Origin of the sequence: Mucilaginibacter sp. PAMB04274 (assembly GCF_039634385.2) — a bacterium.
Lineage (GTDB): Bacteria > Bacteroidota > Bacteroidia > Sphingobacteriales > Sphingobacteriaceae > Mucilaginibacter.
This window is the reverse complement of the sequence record NZ_CP155081.2, coordinates 4,912,585-4,927,786: the sequence shown is the minus strand read 5'-3', so window position 1 is coordinate 4,927,786 and position 15,202 is coordinate 4,912,585. Positions and strand designations below refer to the sequence as shown.

Here is a 15,202-nt window from a genome sequence, read left to right as displayed (position 1 = left end):
AGCAAACTGCAGTTGTAAGCTATTCATTTTGCGCTATTAAGGTGCAGTAAACCTGCGGCTATTGCACTGATTACCTTAAAACCAACGTTTCAATAAAAACTAAAGTAGTAAATAAAGCAACCCAAAGTATGGGCTCAATAAAATTTCACAAAAGGATAACAATGTTCACTAAGCCCCAATTAGTAGCTGCTGCGCCCTCGGGCTTGCTGATCATCTGTAAATCAGGAGCGTTATGATAATAATCAATCAAATAGATAAGCGAGGAGGTATGGTCATGTCAACAAACAAAGCCTCATGTATTTTAGGGCTTTGTTTGTTTTATATAGAGAACATCTATTTTAAATGCTCACTAAAAAAGTCAATGGTGCGCTTCCAGGCCAGCTCTGCGGCAGCTTTGTCATAACGGGGTGTAGTATCGTTGTGAAAGCCGTGGTTCACGTTTTCATAAATAAAGGCCTGGTAGTTTTTGCCGTTCTCTTTCAAAGCAGTTTCATAAGCTGGCCAGCCGGCTGTAATCCGGGTATCAAGCGATGCATAGTGCAGCATTAATGGCGCTTTAATTTTAGGCACATCAGCCACTGCAGGCTGGCTGCCATAAAAAGGTACCGCAGCAGCCAGTTCCGGCACACGAACAGCCATCATATTGGCTATGCCGCCGCCATAACAAAAGCCTACAACACCTACTTTGCCGTTGCAGTCTTTATGATTTTTCAGGTAGTTGTAAGCCGCTATAAAATCTTCTTCCATCTGGCCCTTGTCTCTTTTACTTTGCATAGCACGTCCCTCATCATCATTGCCCGGATAACCCCCCAGCGGTGTTAACGCATCGGGCGCTAATGAAACAAAGCCCGCCAAGGCAGCCCTTCTGGCCACATCCTCAATGTAAGGGTTTAATCCGCGGTTTTCGTGAACCACAATAACACCTCCTAATTTCTTTTTGGCATCTACTGGTTTGGATAGCAGGCCTTTAATTGTACCGCCGCCTTTGGGTGAGGCATAATTGATATATTCAGATTTTAAACGTGGATCATCGGGCTTAATTTGTACGTTCCCTTTATAATCGGGCATCAAAAAACTCATTAATGATGGCACAGTTAACCCGCCAACGGCATAAAGAGAAAGTTTTTGCATAAATGCACGGCGGTCGAGGCGGTTGTGTGCATAGTCATCATACAGGTCAAACACTTCCTGTTTAACTTCTTCTTTGTTGATCTCGCTCATGGTTAAAGGCTTTTTTTCAAATGTAGTAAATCAAAGTAATCATTTATTTCCCCATACGGTAACAGTAATGCTACCTGCAACACGTACCCATTGCGCACGAACAACTGTATTTATGCCATGTTGTGTGTAGTAATAGCTCCGCATTAATTACTCAAATTCGGAAACCGGAATTTTTATACTCAACATCTTAAATAACTTTTGCAGCTTACCTTTAGTTAACTGCTTTTTACCGGCAAAGAACAGATCTTTGTTTTCTTGTGTGCCGAAAAATGTCGGTAAGTTTTCCGGCGTTAATCCAAACATAGCCATCCTATGATTTATAAGGTCAAGTAAACGCAGTTCTGGGAATTTTACATACTGCGCTTCATAAGTTTTTATAGCAGTAATTAACAATTTAAGTTCTGCAAACTCTGGTGTAGTTGGCTCAGCACTAAAAATAGACGTAGTTCTTCTCAAGGCCTGTTCGTACTCGAAACGCGTGCTTAAAGCTTCTCCGGTTTTTATAGGAATCTGCTTCAAATTCAGCTACCATTAGGGGCTGCGGTGTTGTAGGTTCGATAGCGTCATTATTAGGAACAACAGTACGTTTAGTACTGGTTCGGCCTCCGCTTATTGTAATAACAACATGCTCAACTACAAACTTTCTTCCTGTAGGCTGCATAATTCTCCGTTTATCGTTTATATAAGCTTGATGCTCCTCTCTACTGCCTAGCCAAGTGATGCAGATGGCATTCAATTGTGCACGCCACTCGTATTCTATAATATATTCTCCTGTTCCTAAACTAAATGATCCTGCGCCTACACCCGCCCCGCTAAAGCCATTAGCTTGCTCAAAACGCTTTCTAAATTCATGCTCATATTCTTTCAAAAATGTTAAAAAGGCCGTTTGCGATTCTGGACGAGCAGAAATGTATTCCAGTATCTTATTTATTGCAATTAAATCCATAACTGGTTATCTTGGTTATAAAAAGCACAACACTCTATAGATAGTCTTACCAAATATAACATGTCGCCAAGGAATATCACATTTTAACTTCTGTATTTAAAGTCCCGGCATCTTCTTTTCAATCTGCTCAGCAGAAGCTTACGGCCTTTTTGGATACAACCATCGGGGATTCGGATAATTTACTTGCGTCGGGCCTTACCATCTTTGTATCTTAATAAATATGATTAAGCTATGGAACATAAAAAAGTATGGTTTGTAACCGGAGCCTCAAAAGGTATTGGGCTGGCATTAGTAAAGCTCCTTCTTTCAACCGGGAATAGAGTGGCTGCCACAACAAGAGATGTTAAAGCGCTGGAAAGCCAATTACCGAACGATAAAGCAAATTTGTTGCCTTTAGCGGTCGACATTACAGCAGATAAAAATGTAAAAGATAGTATTCAAAAAGCCATTGAACACTTTGGGCGATTAGATGTGGTTGTAAACAATGCAGGCTATTCACTGGTGGGCAGCATGGAAGAAATGACGGACGAGGAGTTTCGTAGTAGTATGGATGTAAACCTATTTGGCACCGTTAATACCATTAGGGCAGCCATGCCTTATTTCAGAAAGCAAGGCTCGGGGCACTTTATCAATATATCGAGCAATGCAGGGTATGTAGGTTTTGCAAAGGCCGCGAGTTACAATGCTGCCAAGTTTGCGGTGGTAGGCTTGTCTGAAGCCTTGGCGCAAGAGGCGCAGCCCTTTGGCGTTAAGGTAACCGTAGTTGCACCCGGCCAGTTTCGCACTAATTTTATGGATAAAGGATCGATGACTTTTGCCCAAAACAAAATTGATGTGTACCAATTAGACAAGGCCGAAAAAATGTGGCGTGAGTTTAGCGGAAAACAAATAGGCGATCCGGAGAAGCTGGTTAAAATATTAATGGATTTAACGGATATGCCCAACCCGCCATTACACTTGCTGCTGGGCCCCGATACCTATCAGTTGGTTACTGAACACCGCCAAAAAGAACAGGACGAGATAGAAGCCTGGAAACATATCACATTATCTACTAATATAGCATAACTCTAAGTAAGGGTAAGCGGCATTTCAGTAACTTGCTCTTGCCCGCACTTAAAGAATTCATCGCTTATGAGTAAAGAACATCATGCCCCTTATGCCATCAACTCTATAGCCGAGTTGCACCGGCTATTAAAAATAACTAAGCCAGCGCATCCATTAATTAGTGTTATTGACTTTAGCGTGATTACCTGCTATACAGATGAAAGCCTGCGCAGCGTTTGCTATAACTTTTATTGTATTGCACTGAAAAAGAATTTTGAGGGGAAGATGAAATACGGCCAAAATTACTACGATTTTGATGAGGGAGTGATGACGTTTTTTTCGCCGGGGCAGGTAGTAACCACCGATATCGTTGCAGGTCTTCAGTTATCGGGTTGGTGGCTCGTGGTTCATCCTGATTTTATACAAGGGCATACACTAGGAACCAAAATAAAGTCTTACGGCTACTTCTCTTATGCGGTTAGTGAGGCGTTACATCTATCAGAAAAGGAAGAGGCCATGATAGATACAACGATGCGGAACATTCGGTTGGAGTATGAGTCGGCAACCGATCATTACAGTCAGGATGTGATACTATCTCACATTGAATTGCTGCTTAACTATTGTAACCGTTTTTACAACCGCCAGTTCATCACCCGCAAACAAGCTAATAATGACCTGTTGACTAATCTGGAAGAACTGCTTACAGACTATTTTAACAGTGGCAAAGTGCAGCAACAGGGCCTGCCAACCGTACGCTATATTGCTGAAATGCTCCATGTATCGCCCAATTATTTAAGCGATATGCTTCGGTCGTTAACCGGCCTTAATGCACAGCAACATATTCATCACAAACTAATTGAGAAAGCGAAGGATATATTAACCACAACTTCGTTGTCAGTTAGTGAAATTGCTTACCAATTGGGGTTCGAATACCCGCAGTCTTTCAACAAGCTCTTTAAAAGCAAAACGCAACTGTCGCCGCTTGAGTTCAGAGCATCATTTAACTAACTATTCTACAGTTTTTACGAGCAGGCTTTGATAGTAACCAAGCAAATCCGTTAAGTCACACACTTTCTTGACCAAAACTTTGTAAGCCAGCAACTATACTACGCCCAATATTGAAATGGCTCGAGTTTGTTTTTGTATAAAACGTTACTCCTTAAAAAAAATAAATAATAAAAGTTTGCGCAAGTAAATGCTTGCGTATATATTTGCAAGCAGGTACTTGCAGATAGTATTATCAGTTATTTACAGGGTAATTACCAACTGGGGCTGTGTGCAGTAAAAACTATTGAAATGGATGCCAGAAGAGATGTATTCCAGGCTATAGCCGATCCGACCCGCAGGGCGATACTTGGCCTGATAGCGGAGAAGCCACAAAATTTAAATGCTATTGCCGAAAAGTTCGACGTAACCCGGCAGGCGGTATCCTTACACGTGAAGATACTAACTGAATGCGGTTTGCTAGAAATTAAGCGCAAAGGGCGCGAGCGTTATTGTGAGGGTAGATTTGAAAAATTGGGCGAAGTGGCAAACTGGGTAGAACAGTACCGCAAACTTTGGGAAAGCCGGTTCGATTCGCTGGAGGACTACTTAAAGGAAATTCAAACCAAACAATCATAAACATGACATCACAAACAGAACCTGTACTGGAGATTACCCGCATACTGGATGCACCGCCCGAACTGGTGTTTAAAGCATGGACGGAGCCCGAGCGCCTGGCCAAATGGTGGGGACCAAAAGGAAGCCGCATTACCATTAAAAAATTTGATCTGAAGCCGGAAGGCACTTTTCATTACTGCATGGATCATCCCAATGGTACCGAAATGTGGGGGCTGTTTGTTTTTCATGAAGTTTCGGCCCCGCGCAAACTTGTTTTTGTAAGCTCGTTCGCCGATCCGGAAGGTAACATCATCCGTGGGCCCTTCTTTTCAAACTGGCCGCTTGAAATAAAGAACGTGCTCACCCTGGAAGAAACAGACGGAAAAACAATCATGACATTGAAAGGCGGGCCCATAAATGCTACAGAAGACGAAATGGCACAATTTGCTAAAATGACCCAGTCTATGCAGCAAGGTTTTGGTGGTTCATTCAATGTGTTGGAAGAATATCTCAAATCTATAGCCGAATAAGATGATGACAGATAAAGCAAACGAAATTGTAAGCACCAGGGTATTTAACTTTTCGCGCGAGCAGCTATTCAACGCATGGGCGCAGCCCGAGTACCTGGCCAAATGGTGGGGACCGAAAGGTTTTGCCAATATCTTTAAAGAATTTGATTTTACTATAGGGGGCAACTGGATATTTACCATGCATGCACCCGATGGCAACAGCCACGAGAATGTAAACAGGTTTACCCAAATTGTTGTGCCGGAGCTTATTGTTTACGATCACCTGCAATCTAACCATGCCTTTACCGGCTCTTTTGTTTTTGAAGAGCTACCGGGAAAAACCAAAGTTATATTTACAATGGCGTTTGAATCGGCAGAGGAATGTCAAAAGCTGAAAGCCTTTATTGTTCCGGCTAATGAGGAAAACTTTGACCGCCTGCAAGCGGTGCTCGAAGGTATGCCTCAAGATGAGTAAATTAAACACGGTTTGCTTAGGTAAAAGCTTAAAAGGCAAACGAACAACAACATCATAACCATCAACAACCTTTAACCTGTCATGAAAAAAGTAAACATTATTTATTGGGTATTTACCGTTTTATTAGCTGTAGCTATGCTGTTTTCGGCCATTGGCGGCCTGATGCCCAATGCAGAGGGCGAAGCTATGATGAAACACATTGGATATGGGCCTCATGTACTGCCCTTGTTAAGTGTATTAAAGATTTTAGGTGTAATTGCCTTGCTTGTACCCCGCTTTCCCAGACTTAAGGAATGGGCCTATGCCGGGTTTACTTTCGATTTAATAGGCGCTGTGTACTCTTTTGTTGCCGTGGGCGATCCGGTTGAAAATTGGGCACCAATTCTTTTAGGGTTTGTGCTCATTTTAGTGTCGTACGTTTACTGGCATAAAAAACGAAAACTCCAGGCCCAGTTAAATGGCAAGTACGATACAAGCTCTTAAGTGATTCCAAAACTTATGCAAAAATGGTAGCGGCAACATTATGTTGCCGCTACCATTAACATCAGTACGTGTTTTACAAACGCATTTGCATATTTTACTTACAATGCCTAAGTTGAGCGTAATTTAGCAAGACGGATGACTGCTTCGGAATCTGCCCTTTGGGATAAAATTAAGCGCTTTGAACTGGATGACAATCAGTCTAGCTTTAAATTTTCGGATAGGCTGGCCAGAGAAAATGGCTGGGATCAGAATTATACGATCCGTGTAATAGAAGAGTACAAAAAGTTCATTTTTTTATGCTGTGTTTCTTCAGGTAGTATTACACCATCAGACGCGGTTGACCAAGCCTGGCATTTGCACTTAACCTATACAAAGTCCTACTGGGTCGACTTTTGCAAGAACACGCTTAACCAGGAAATTCATCACAACCCCACGCAAGGCGGCAGCCACGAAACGAAAAAATTTAATGGGTATTATACACAGTCTTTTAAGGTTTACACCGAAAAGTTTAAGACTGAACCGCCTGCAGATATATGGCTGGATAACGCAGCCCGATTTTCGGACATTGATTTTCAGCGTGTGAACTTAAATACGTATGTATTAGTTAAGCGATCTAACATCAAAAATGCAGGTTTTTGGATCATCGTTATTCCTATATTCATCCTTCTCGTCATCTTTGTAGATTTTGAACCTGCCTTATTTCTTCCATTAGTGGCTGTAACAGTTATTGCATATGCTATTTACAATTCCAATGGTTTAAAGCAGCATGGAGAGAAGGATATTAGCGGCTGCGGAGGTGATAATTCGGGTGGCTGCGATTCTTCACATACGCACGGTGGTCATGACGGTCATAGCGGTGGCGATAGTGGGTGTGGCAGCGGGTGCTCGGGCTGCTCGGGCTCTGGGTGCAGCGGGTGTGGTGGTGGCGATTAAATTTTGCTCAATAATATAATTATCCTACAGAAGCCAATATTAACTAGAATTAAGACCCCATAACACCATTGCGTTATGGCGTTGTACTACCTTTTCGTTATTTATAAAAGTAAACTGTGCCTAAGGTTTTAGTGCCGCTGTTATATCTATAATATGATTTTACAGGCCAAAGGTTGTCCCGGTACTCATACTTGGTAACTAATTCGGTTACCGCCCCGCTACCTGCTGTAATATTGGCAACGCGGGTTATATTGTTTTTTGAATAGTACCTGGCATTGTCTAAAGCTGGCCCCACTTGCCTGTAGTATGGATTGGCTTTGTTATCATACTCATAAACAAACTCCGTTGTAAGCGCACCTCCCGGCAGCGAGTACTGCTTTTGGCCGGTAAGGTTACCATTGGAATAAGAGCTTGTAGTATAATATGATGGAAAACCATTGTAATGATTAACGGTGGTTTTTATGATCTGCCCCTGGTTATTGTACTCATACAACTGCTCAAAAACCAATTTAAGTATATTGCTCGCGTCATATTCCAGGTACTCAAACTTAGCAGGCTTGCCGGTACCTGCATAATAATATTTGTGTTCGGCTACTTTTTTGGCAGATGAATTAAGTGTTACGCCCGTGAGCAGCCCATTGGAATAATGATACTCCAGCGAAGACAGTAATGCACCTGCCTGGTTGCGGTGCTCAGACTTAGCAAGGCGAAGGTTATAATCGTACGTATAATTTTCGGTGTAATATGTACCATCATCGTAATAGCGCTGCACATAGTTCAGCACATTCAAATCAGTTGGACATGGTTCAGGATTGCGGTATCTTTCTTTTTTACAAGAGGTGGCCGCAACTGCCAGCAATAAAATTATAATCATCTTTTTCATCAAAATTGTGATAAGGTTATTAGCTATACGCGGCAAGGTTTTGGAGTGATACAGTTGGATTAATATTTAATGCATACGACATTTTAACATTGCCATACTGTATTATTGACAGCTTTTATAACTTAACTTCCCTCCAAGCACAGCAACGCCTTATTGAACCGCTACGGAATACTTTTTGATGATCTTATAGTATAATAGTTAAAAAGACATGATTCATTTACAATTCATATTAGGTTACATGGGCCCGGGTGGGTTTAACTCAGCCTGGTTGTTAATGATAGCCATTGGCTTAATTAGCCTGGCGGTACAATGGCGTTTCAAAAGTAAGTTCAAAGAATATGCAGAGATAGGCTTATCATCAGGCCTTTCGGGTGCCGAAGTTGCCCAGCGTATGCTGCGCGATCATGGTATTACCAATGTGCAGGTTATATCGGTTGAAGGTCAGTTAACCGACCATTACAACCCCGAAAACCACACCGTGAATTTAAGCGCAGATGTATACCACAGCCGTAGTGTGGCTGCTGCAGCCGTAGCTGCGCACGAGTGCGGCCATGCTGTGCAGCATGCGCAGGCTTATAGCTGGCTTAGTTTCCGCTCGGCTATGGTGCCTATTGTAAGCACGGCTTCAACACTTACCCAATGGACACTGATGATTGGCGTTATGCTGCTCATTTTTTCGGGCAACCCGTTTGTGTTGTTTATTGGTGTGGTGGCGCTGGGTATAGTTACGGCATTTAGTTTTGTAACCTTGCCGGTTGAGTTTGATGCCAGCCGCCGTGCACTGGCCTGGCTGGATAACAACCACAGCGTAATGCAAACCCGGCAGGAACACGCCGAAGCTAAAGACGCCCTGTGGTGGGCCGCCATGACCTATGTGGTTGCGGCTTTAGGCTCGTTAGCAACGCTGCTGTATTATGTATCGCTACTGAGTAGCAGTCGGCGTAATTAACTGTGCTGGTCATCTAAAAAGCCCTGTCTTTGATTAGGCAGGGCTAAACTCTTCTGTAAGTTGCATTCCAAAAGTTGGGTTTAATAGGCTGTCCAGCCACCATCTGCAACGATCACAGCACCGTTCACGAAACTGGAATCATTCGATGCCAGGAATGAGGCGATCGTTGCGATCTCGCCGGATTCGCCGCTGCGGGGATTGAAAGCCGCACCCGACATCGCTTTGGCAATTCCAAATTTGTTGGGCGATTTAAGTGTTTCTCCAATGCTGGTATTAACACCGCCCGGAGCAATGACATTACAGCGAATACCCTGATCGGCATATTGGAAGGCTACATTTTTGGAAAGGCCGATCAGTGCGTGCTTTGAGGCTGTATAAGCCGCACCCGCACGTGAGCCCTGCAGGCCGCCGATGGAAGATACGTTGATGATTGAACCGCCTTTGTTTGCGGACATGATGGGCAGCACCTTGCGAATGAGCCGCATCGGACCAGTGAGGTTTATGGCAAGTACGCGTTCCCATAATTCATCCGTTATTTCAGCTGCCGGAACGAAATTATCCATGATGCCTGCATTGTTGACCAGGATGTCCGGCGGGCCATACTTAGCGAACGCGGTGTCGATCAGTTCCTGAATATGTTGCTGGTCAGACACATCGCCCGTTACAGCGATGGCATTGCCACCTTGTTTCTGAATCGCTTCAACAACTTTTTGGAGACCATCAAAGTGAATATCCGAGATCACTACTTTTGCACCTTCCCTGGCAAATAGTTGAGCAATGGCCTTGCCCATTCCGGCTGCCGCGCCGGTAATGACCGCTACTTTGTTATCTAATTTGTTCATGATAAATATTTTGTAAGAGGCTTGTTAAAAAACAGGTAACGTTTCTGTTGGGTAAGGGAATACCAGTAGCGGCACCCTGCTTTCTGCAGCCAGTTTCTGACTATAACTGATTCCCAGCAGCTGTTCAAAGAAATTTTTACGACGATGCACCATAACCATTAAGTCTGCTTGCACATTGCCCGCCATATCTTGCAATCCTTTATGGGTATTGTGTTCATCAAACTCACGATGATAGATATTAGGGTAATTAATCTTATTAGTTACCTTATGTAAAAAATCCTCCACCTTACGCATATTCTCCGGCGTGTGCTCACAAACGTGAGTGAGCAGAATTTCTGCATTGAATGGCCGTGCCAGGTTGGCCAGTGAATGAATGATCTGCAGGTCATCGTCCTTAAGGTCGGTGGCAACAGCAATCTTTTTGATATTCTGGAAGCTGGCTGCTTCAGGAATTATCAATACCGGCAGATCAGTGTTGTCCAGCACTTGCTGGGTATGGTTGCCCAGCATCAACGACGAGAAACCCTTATGATGATTGGCCATGACCAGCAGGACGACATCACGCCTAGCAAGGGACGTTTCCATACACGCGTTTAAATTGCCTTCCTGCGCCTGGCATTCTATCTTTGGGCAAAATCCAACTTTGGAGCGGTCAAGTGCTGTGCTCAGTTGTTGGGCTGTTTCCTGCAATGTGGCTTCAGCGCCAGCTTTAATCTCTTCAAAATCTTCCATTGGCCAGGCGATCTGCGCACCCATGGTTTCAGATGAAGGAACCAGAAAAGTATGGAACAGTAATACATCTGCCTTTAGGCGGCATGCAATCGCTAAAGCATAAGCGGCAGCGTTAGCAGATCTTTCTGAAAAGTCGGTAAGAACAGCAATCTTTTTCATGATGTCATGTTTGTTGATGATGACGCAAATTTCCGGGAAAGCTGATAAAAGAACTAAGACCAGCGTCAATCTAAAACATGACCCTAATCACTTTGTAAGGCTCTCGAAAGGGTTAATTTTGAGTCAGTTAATTTACTGATAATGAAAACACTTAAATTTTCTTTCGAGCATCCGGTTAGGGGTAAACTGCGGTTCCGTCCCCTTTCAGAACAAACAAATGCAAGCATTTGCCGCAGGTTCGATACTGGTGTCAGCACAGATCTTACCGTTGCGCTAAGAGGATTGGAAGCCGGAAATTGGGAGCTGACCTTGGAATGGGAATATGAAGAGCGAAATTATCATTATCAGCACACATTTGAGATTGGGGAGGTAAACAACGGCCTATTCGGATTGACAAGGTATGCTAAAGCAAGCCTGTTTCATAATAGGCGCCCATTGCATGCGATTAACCGCTAAACGGCTAGTTTCTTTTGAACGGTCGGCGTAACGAATCCCATTTGCTGGCCGGCCTTATACCCTATATCTTGACGCTTTTGTCTGGCACCAATTGTACGGCCTGTTAAGATTGCCAGTGACCACAGGCTTTCATGTGCTCAATGCAGACGATCAATTGCTTATTATACTTCCGGGTCAAATATGATGTCAGGTAAATATCTGATCTTATGCGTTTGTATCAGGGTCAGTGCCTCCATGTATTCATCCTCGTGCCAAAGCCACATCTTATTACGAGAGCATTACGGTAAAATGTAATCTTAGTAATTGTTAAATTTGAGCTAAACACTGCTTTACCCGCACATGCTGGTTTCTGTTACTGTTTCAGGTGGGCTCAGGTAAGGAATATTAAGGTTTAAACCCCGCAGTAAAAACCATACTCCCAAAACCAGCATGATATACGGAATAACTTTGTTTACCTGGCGCCGAAGCGGTATACTGATTAAACTGCTACTTATAGTAGCCAGCAACATAAGCGGTACTGTACCCATGCCAAACCAAAACATATACTGCACGGCACTAATTACGTTACCTGTATTAACCGCACCAGCTAGTGCCAGGTACACAAAACCACAAGGCAAAAATCCATTCAAAACACCGATAAATAAGTGGCCCCATTGGTGCTTTAAAGCGTGTGAAAGTAAGCGATTGAACCAGCCCAGGTGATTTTTAACAGCGGCACTTCTGCTTACAGAAAGTTTAAGCAAGCGGACAAAAGCGGCCATGATAATGAATATCCCGCTAAAAAGGCTTACCCATTGCTGCAGTCCGGCTAGCCAAAGCTGTTGGCCTATCAAGCCGGTTAGCAAGCCCAGCAGGCAATAGCTAAAGGTACGGCCCAGGTTGTAAATGAGTTTGTCGCCCAACAGCAGCCAGCCGCGGCCTTGTGCAACGGGTATGGCAAAAGCCAGGGGGCCACACATGCCAATGCAATGCACACTTCCAAACAGACCAATAAAGAAAGCTATCTTGTCTTCGCTCATTTAATCGTTATATCTTGCTCGTACAAGTATTGCTTAAGATTACTTTGCCATTCAACACGCAGTTTGTAAGGGCCCTTGGCAAGCGCTGTTAGCGGTATTATTACCGGATCAGCAGCTTTAATACACTCAACCGGGAACACTTTATCCATCCACCTGTCGGCTGCACGGGTAAATCGTAGCTTGCCTTTTGCAGGCGCGGCAAATTGTACCAGCATGTTTTGTGCATCAAAGCTTACTTTAGGTACGGCCCTATCAGCAAAAACCTGCTTTTCACGATTAAAATCCTGGTCAAAGTTGATGCCCTTTTCATAGTATTGCTTATCGTAATCGTCTTTAGTTTGGGCAAACATATATACGCCCATGCTAATAATGAAAACCATAAAAGCTCCCATGCCCATTATTAAATAGTTTCCCCAGTTAAGTTTCATCTTTTTTAATTTATAGGTCCTATAAAGGTGGTGTTGGCTGTGCCCAACACCTTATTGCCCTGCATTACTTTTAATTTAATTTCTGTTTTGGTGGTATGGATAAGGCTAGCCGGTATGAGCATAAAAAATGTAGTGCGTACTGATTGCTCTTTATCCAGCTTACTTAGTGGTTGTATATATCTGATCTTTACACCGGCATTATTGGCAACCAGTTTAACTGATTGTATGCTGTTGGTTTTATTTACAATATCGGCGCTGTAAATATTACTTATATAACCTCCAGGTTGTTCCTGGTAAAGTAAACCGGCCGACCGCATCACCGTAATATCTATGTCGCTGCGTTGAAGTATAAAGTAGGTAAGGGCTCCCAGTAATATTACCATTACGCTGCTGTAAGCAGCCATCCGGCCCGTAAAGGATGGCTTAACCTTTTGTTCGATCATCTCTTCGGAATAAAAACCAATGAGATTAAGCGGCTTGTTTATTTTATTCATCACCTGGTTACAGGCATCAATGCAAGCTGTACAATTAACACATTCTAGCTGGGTGCCTTTCCGAATATCAATGCCGGTTGGGCAAACATCTACACACAAGCCGCAATCCACACAATCTCCTTTGGGCTCCTCGCTCGGACGTTTAAGCTTACCGCGCGGTTCGCCACGCAGATAATTATAAGCCACCATAAGCGTGTGCTTATCAGTTAATACACCCTGTAAACGGCCATACGGGCAAATAACGGTACACACAATTTCTCGTACCTGGCTGTAAACAAAGTAGAATAAGCCCGTAAATATCCATATACTGGCAAAGCCCGACCAATGCCTGTTAACAGGTTCGGTAATAATTCTTAATAAACTTTCGCTGCCTATAACATAAGCCAGAAAAGTATTGGCTATGATAAACGAAAGCACAATAAACGCTATATGCTTTCCTGTTTTCTTTAGTATTTTTTCTTTGTTCCAAGGCCCTTGGTCTAACAGGCGTCGTTGCTTAGGGCTGCCTTCTATCCATATCTCTATTTTGCGGAAAACCATTTCCATAAATATCGTTTGCGGACAGACCCAGCCGCAAAAAACACGGCCAAAGGCAATGGTAAACAATACCACGCATACCACAAATACCAGCATAGCCAGTACAAACATGAAAACATCCTGTGCCCAAAACACCTGGCCCAGCAGTACAAAACGGCGCTCAATCACATTAAGCAGCAGCACAGGCTGCCCGTTAATGCGCAGGTAAGGGGCAGCAAAAAATAAGATAAGGTATATATAGCTTAACCAGCTGCGGTACTGGTACAATTTATCCTTACGAACAAGCGGATACATCCATCTACGCTTTTCATCACTTACCGCATCCAGCTTATTCGTTTCAGATAACATCATCACAAAATCATTACTTATTATTCAGGTATCCTTTGCACCACTCAATGGGCTACTACCATAGCCGTTTGGGTTGCCTGGGCATTGCCGTCTTCGTTTTCCTTGTCTCCTTGCGGTTCTTTAGCGTTAGCCGGCTTACTGCCTCGTACCGATTTGATATAGTTGGCTACGTCGGCAATTTGTTTGGGGGTTAGCTGTTTTTCCCAGGTGGGCATTCCCTTGGCCGTAACTCCATACTTAATGGTTTTAAATACGTCACTAATTTTACCGCCGTGCAGCCAATAATCATCGGTTAAGTTAGGACCAACCATTCCTTGCGCATGTTCGCCATGGCAGGGTGCGCAGCTTTGTTTGAATATAACAGCACCCGAAGACAGTATGGCTGCGTCAGTTGAAAGTTTCACTGTTTTCTCATCTACCTGGTTGGCAGCTTTTGCTAAAAACACTTCTTTTTCATGGGCGGCTATTTTCATTTCAATGGTATATTCCTCATCCTGCAAGGGTGCTGCATCAAACACATGGTAGATAAGAAGATACCCTACCGAAAAGATAATGGTAGCATAAAACAAGTACATAAACCAGCCCGGTGTGGGGTTATCCAGCTCCTGTATACCATCGTAATCATGTTCAATCAGTATAGATTTCTCTTCAGATAATGGCTTTAAAGAGAGTAGCTTCAGTACTACTTCCCCTTTGGGCTTTTTAACTTTAGCCTGCTTACGCTCGGCCTCCATTTCAGCATACTCAGCAGGACTTAAAAGCGCCTTAGCTAATGCTTTGAATGTATTGTTTAATACCAGCATTGCGATAATGATCAAGAACATCATCACCATCATAGCGCCGTAGCCCAGGTAATCTCTTACATCGGGCGGAATCAGGTTATCATCTGCCGCCCAGGCAGGTTGCGCAGCCAATACGATAAAAAGTGTGATCAAAGATTTAAAGTATTTCATTGATATAGGGTACTATCGTGTTTGTCAAAACTGTCATTTAAGGGCACAGCGCTCATGTAATCATTATGCTCTTTGCGGCTGCGTATCAGCATAATAGTTACTACTATAAAGAAGGCCAGAAAAATGCCCAGCGATAAAAGCAGGTAAATCTGATTATCTGCTATATTTTCGGTAAACTGCTTAAACATG

20 protein-coding genes are annotated in these 15,202 nt (G+C 43.4%); 9 read left to right on the top strand and 11 right to left on the bottom strand.

Annotated features, from left to right (window positions below; genetic code table 11):
• Positions 1-333 precede the first annotated feature (333 nt).
• From ABDD95_RS21135 to ABDD95_RS21125, 3 genes are all read right to left on the bottom strand, one after another.
• Positions 334-1,221 (bottom strand): dienelactone hydrolase family protein, encoded by an 888-nt coding sequence (locus ABDD95_RS21135; RefSeq protein ID WP_345949346.1) that lies wholly within the window; start codon positions 1,219-1,221, stop codon positions 334-336.
• 147 nt (positions 1,222-1,368) lie between these two features.
• The gene (locus ABDD95_RS21130; RefSeq protein WP_345949345.1) at positions 1,369-1,677 is read right to left on the bottom strand and encodes a hypothetical protein; all 309 of its coding nucleotides are present in this window, start codon (positions 1,675-1,677) and stop codon (positions 1,369-1,371) included.
• Positions 1,652-2,167 carry a hypothetical protein gene (locus tag ABDD95_RS21125; protein ID WP_345949344.1) on the bottom strand — a complete coding sequence of 172 codons (516 nt, stop codon included), beginning with the start codon at positions 2,165-2,167 and terminating at the stop codon, positions 1,652-1,654. The genes ABDD95_RS21130 and ABDD95_RS21125 overlap by 26 nt, the downstream gene beginning before the upstream one ends.
• Before the next feature lie 231 nt (positions 2,168-2,398).
• Between ABDD95_RS21125 and ABDD95_RS21120 the strand changes: the two genes are divergently transcribed.
• The 7 genes from ABDD95_RS21120 (at position 2,399) to ABDD95_RS21090 (ending at position 7,213) form a co-directional block, all read left to right on the top strand.
• Complete coding sequence (locus tag ABDD95_RS21120) at positions 2,399-3,232, top strand: SDR family NAD(P)-dependent oxidoreductase (protein ID WP_345949343.1); 834 nt, start codon at positions 2,399-2,401, stop codon at positions 3,230-3,232.
• A gap of 66 nt (positions 3,233-3,298) precedes the next feature.
• Positions 3,299-4,219 carry a helix-turn-helix domain-containing protein gene (locus tag ABDD95_RS21115; protein WP_345949342.1) on the top strand — a complete coding sequence of 307 codons (921 nt, stop codon included), beginning with the start codon at positions 3,299-3,301 and terminating at the stop codon, positions 4,217-4,219.
• A 288-nt stretch (positions 4,220-4,507) separates the two neighbouring features.
• Positions 4,508-4,834, top strand: a complete 327-nt coding sequence (locus ABDD95_RS21110; RefSeq protein ID WP_345949341.1) for a metalloregulator ArsR/SmtB family transcription factor — start codon at positions 4,508-4,510, stop codon at positions 4,832-4,834.
• Between the two features lie 2 nt (positions 4,835-4,836).
• The gene (locus ABDD95_RS21105; protein ID WP_345949340.1) at positions 4,837-5,343 is read left to right on the top strand and encodes an SRPBCC domain-containing protein; all 507 of its coding nucleotides are present in this window, start codon (positions 4,837-4,839) and stop codon (positions 5,341-5,343) included.
• A gap of 1 nt (position 5,344) precedes the next feature.
• Positions 5,345-5,797: an SRPBCC family protein gene (locus tag ABDD95_RS21100; protein ID WP_345949339.1), complete on the top strand. Its 453-nt coding sequence runs from the start codon at positions 5,345-5,347 to the stop codon at positions 5,795-5,797.
• Positions 5,798-5,878: 81 nt separating this feature from the next.
• The gene (locus ABDD95_RS21095) at positions 5,879-6,280 is read left to right on the top strand and encodes a DoxX family protein (RefSeq protein ID WP_345949338.1); all 402 of its coding nucleotides are present in this window, start codon (positions 5,879-5,881) and stop codon (positions 6,278-6,280) included.
• A 135-nt stretch (positions 6,281-6,415) separates the two neighbouring features.
• A complete protein-coding gene (locus ABDD95_RS21090; RefSeq protein WP_345949337.1) occupies positions 6,416-7,213 on the top strand; it encodes a hypothetical protein in 798 nt (265 codons plus the stop codon).
• Positions 7,214-7,310: 97 nt separating this feature from the next.
• Here the strand turns inward: ABDD95_RS21090 and ABDD95_RS21085 are convergent, their stop codons facing one another.
• Positions 7,311-8,096: a hypothetical protein gene (locus ABDD95_RS21085; protein ID WP_345949336.1), complete on the bottom strand. Its 786-nt coding sequence runs from the start codon at positions 8,094-8,096 to the stop codon at positions 7,311-7,313.
• 208 nt (positions 8,097-8,304) lie between these two features.
• Between ABDD95_RS21085 and ABDD95_RS21080 the strand changes: the two genes are divergently transcribed.
• Positions 8,305-9,045, top strand: coding sequence for a zinc metallopeptidase (locus ABDD95_RS21080; RefSeq protein ID WP_345949335.1), 741 nt, complete (start codon positions 8,305-8,307; stop codon positions 9,043-9,045).
• Positions 9,046-9,125: 80 nt separating this feature from the next.
• Here the strand turns inward: ABDD95_RS21080 and ABDD95_RS21075 are convergent, their stop codons facing one another.
• Together ABDD95_RS21075 and ABDD95_RS21070 are read right to left on the bottom strand one after the other, a co-directional pair.
• Positions 9,126-9,887 carry an SDR family oxidoreductase gene (locus ABDD95_RS21075; RefSeq protein WP_345949334.1) on the bottom strand — a complete coding sequence of 254 codons (762 nt, stop codon included), beginning with the start codon at positions 9,885-9,887 and terminating at the stop codon, positions 9,126-9,128.
• Between the two features lie 24 nt (positions 9,888-9,911).
• A complete protein-coding gene (locus ABDD95_RS21070) occupies positions 9,912-10,778 on the bottom strand; it encodes a universal stress protein (protein ID WP_345949333.1) in 867 nt (288 codons plus the stop codon).
• A 141-nt stretch (positions 10,779-10,919) separates the two neighbouring features.
• Here ABDD95_RS21070 and ABDD95_RS21065 point away from each other — a divergent pair, with 141 nt between their 5' ends.
• A complete protein-coding gene (locus ABDD95_RS21065; RefSeq protein ID WP_345949332.1) occupies positions 10,920-11,234 on the top strand; it encodes a hypothetical protein in 315 nt (104 codons plus the stop codon).
• A 329-nt stretch (positions 11,235-11,563) separates the two neighbouring features.
• Here the strand turns inward: ABDD95_RS21065 and ABDD95_RS21060 are convergent, their stop codons facing one another.
• The 5 genes from ABDD95_RS21060 to ABDD95_RS21040 are packed head-to-tail and all read right to left on the bottom strand — an operon-like array spanning position 11,564 to position 15,201.
• Positions 11,564-12,253, bottom strand: a complete 690-nt coding sequence (locus ABDD95_RS21060) for a sulfite exporter TauE/SafE family protein (protein WP_345949331.1) — start codon at positions 12,251-12,253, stop codon at positions 11,564-11,566.
• On the bottom strand, positions 12,250-12,681 hold the full coding sequence (locus ABDD95_RS21055; protein WP_345949330.1) for a FixH family protein: 432 nt from the start codon (positions 12,679-12,681) through the stop codon (positions 12,250-12,252). The genes ABDD95_RS21060 and ABDD95_RS21055 overlap by 4 nt, the downstream gene beginning before the upstream one ends.
• Positions 12,682-12,686: 5 nt before the next feature.
• Positions 12,687-14,063, bottom strand: coding sequence for a cytochrome c oxidase accessory protein CcoG (gene ccoG, locus ABDD95_RS21050; protein ID WP_345949329.1), 1,377 nt, complete (start codon positions 14,061-14,063; stop codon positions 12,687-12,689).
• Positions 14,064-14,104: 41 nt separating this feature from the next.
• Positions 14,105-15,013, bottom strand: a complete 909-nt coding sequence (locus ABDD95_RS21045) for a cbb3-type cytochrome c oxidase N-terminal domain-containing protein (RefSeq protein ID WP_345949328.1) — start codon at positions 15,011-15,013, stop codon at positions 14,105-14,107.
• Positions 15,010-15,201 (bottom strand): hypothetical protein, encoded by a 192-nt coding sequence (locus ABDD95_RS21040; RefSeq protein ID WP_345949327.1) that lies wholly within the window; start codon positions 15,199-15,201, stop codon positions 15,010-15,012. The genes ABDD95_RS21045 and ABDD95_RS21040 overlap by 4 nt, the downstream gene beginning before the upstream one ends.
• Between the last annotated feature and the right edge of the window lies 1 nt (position 15,202).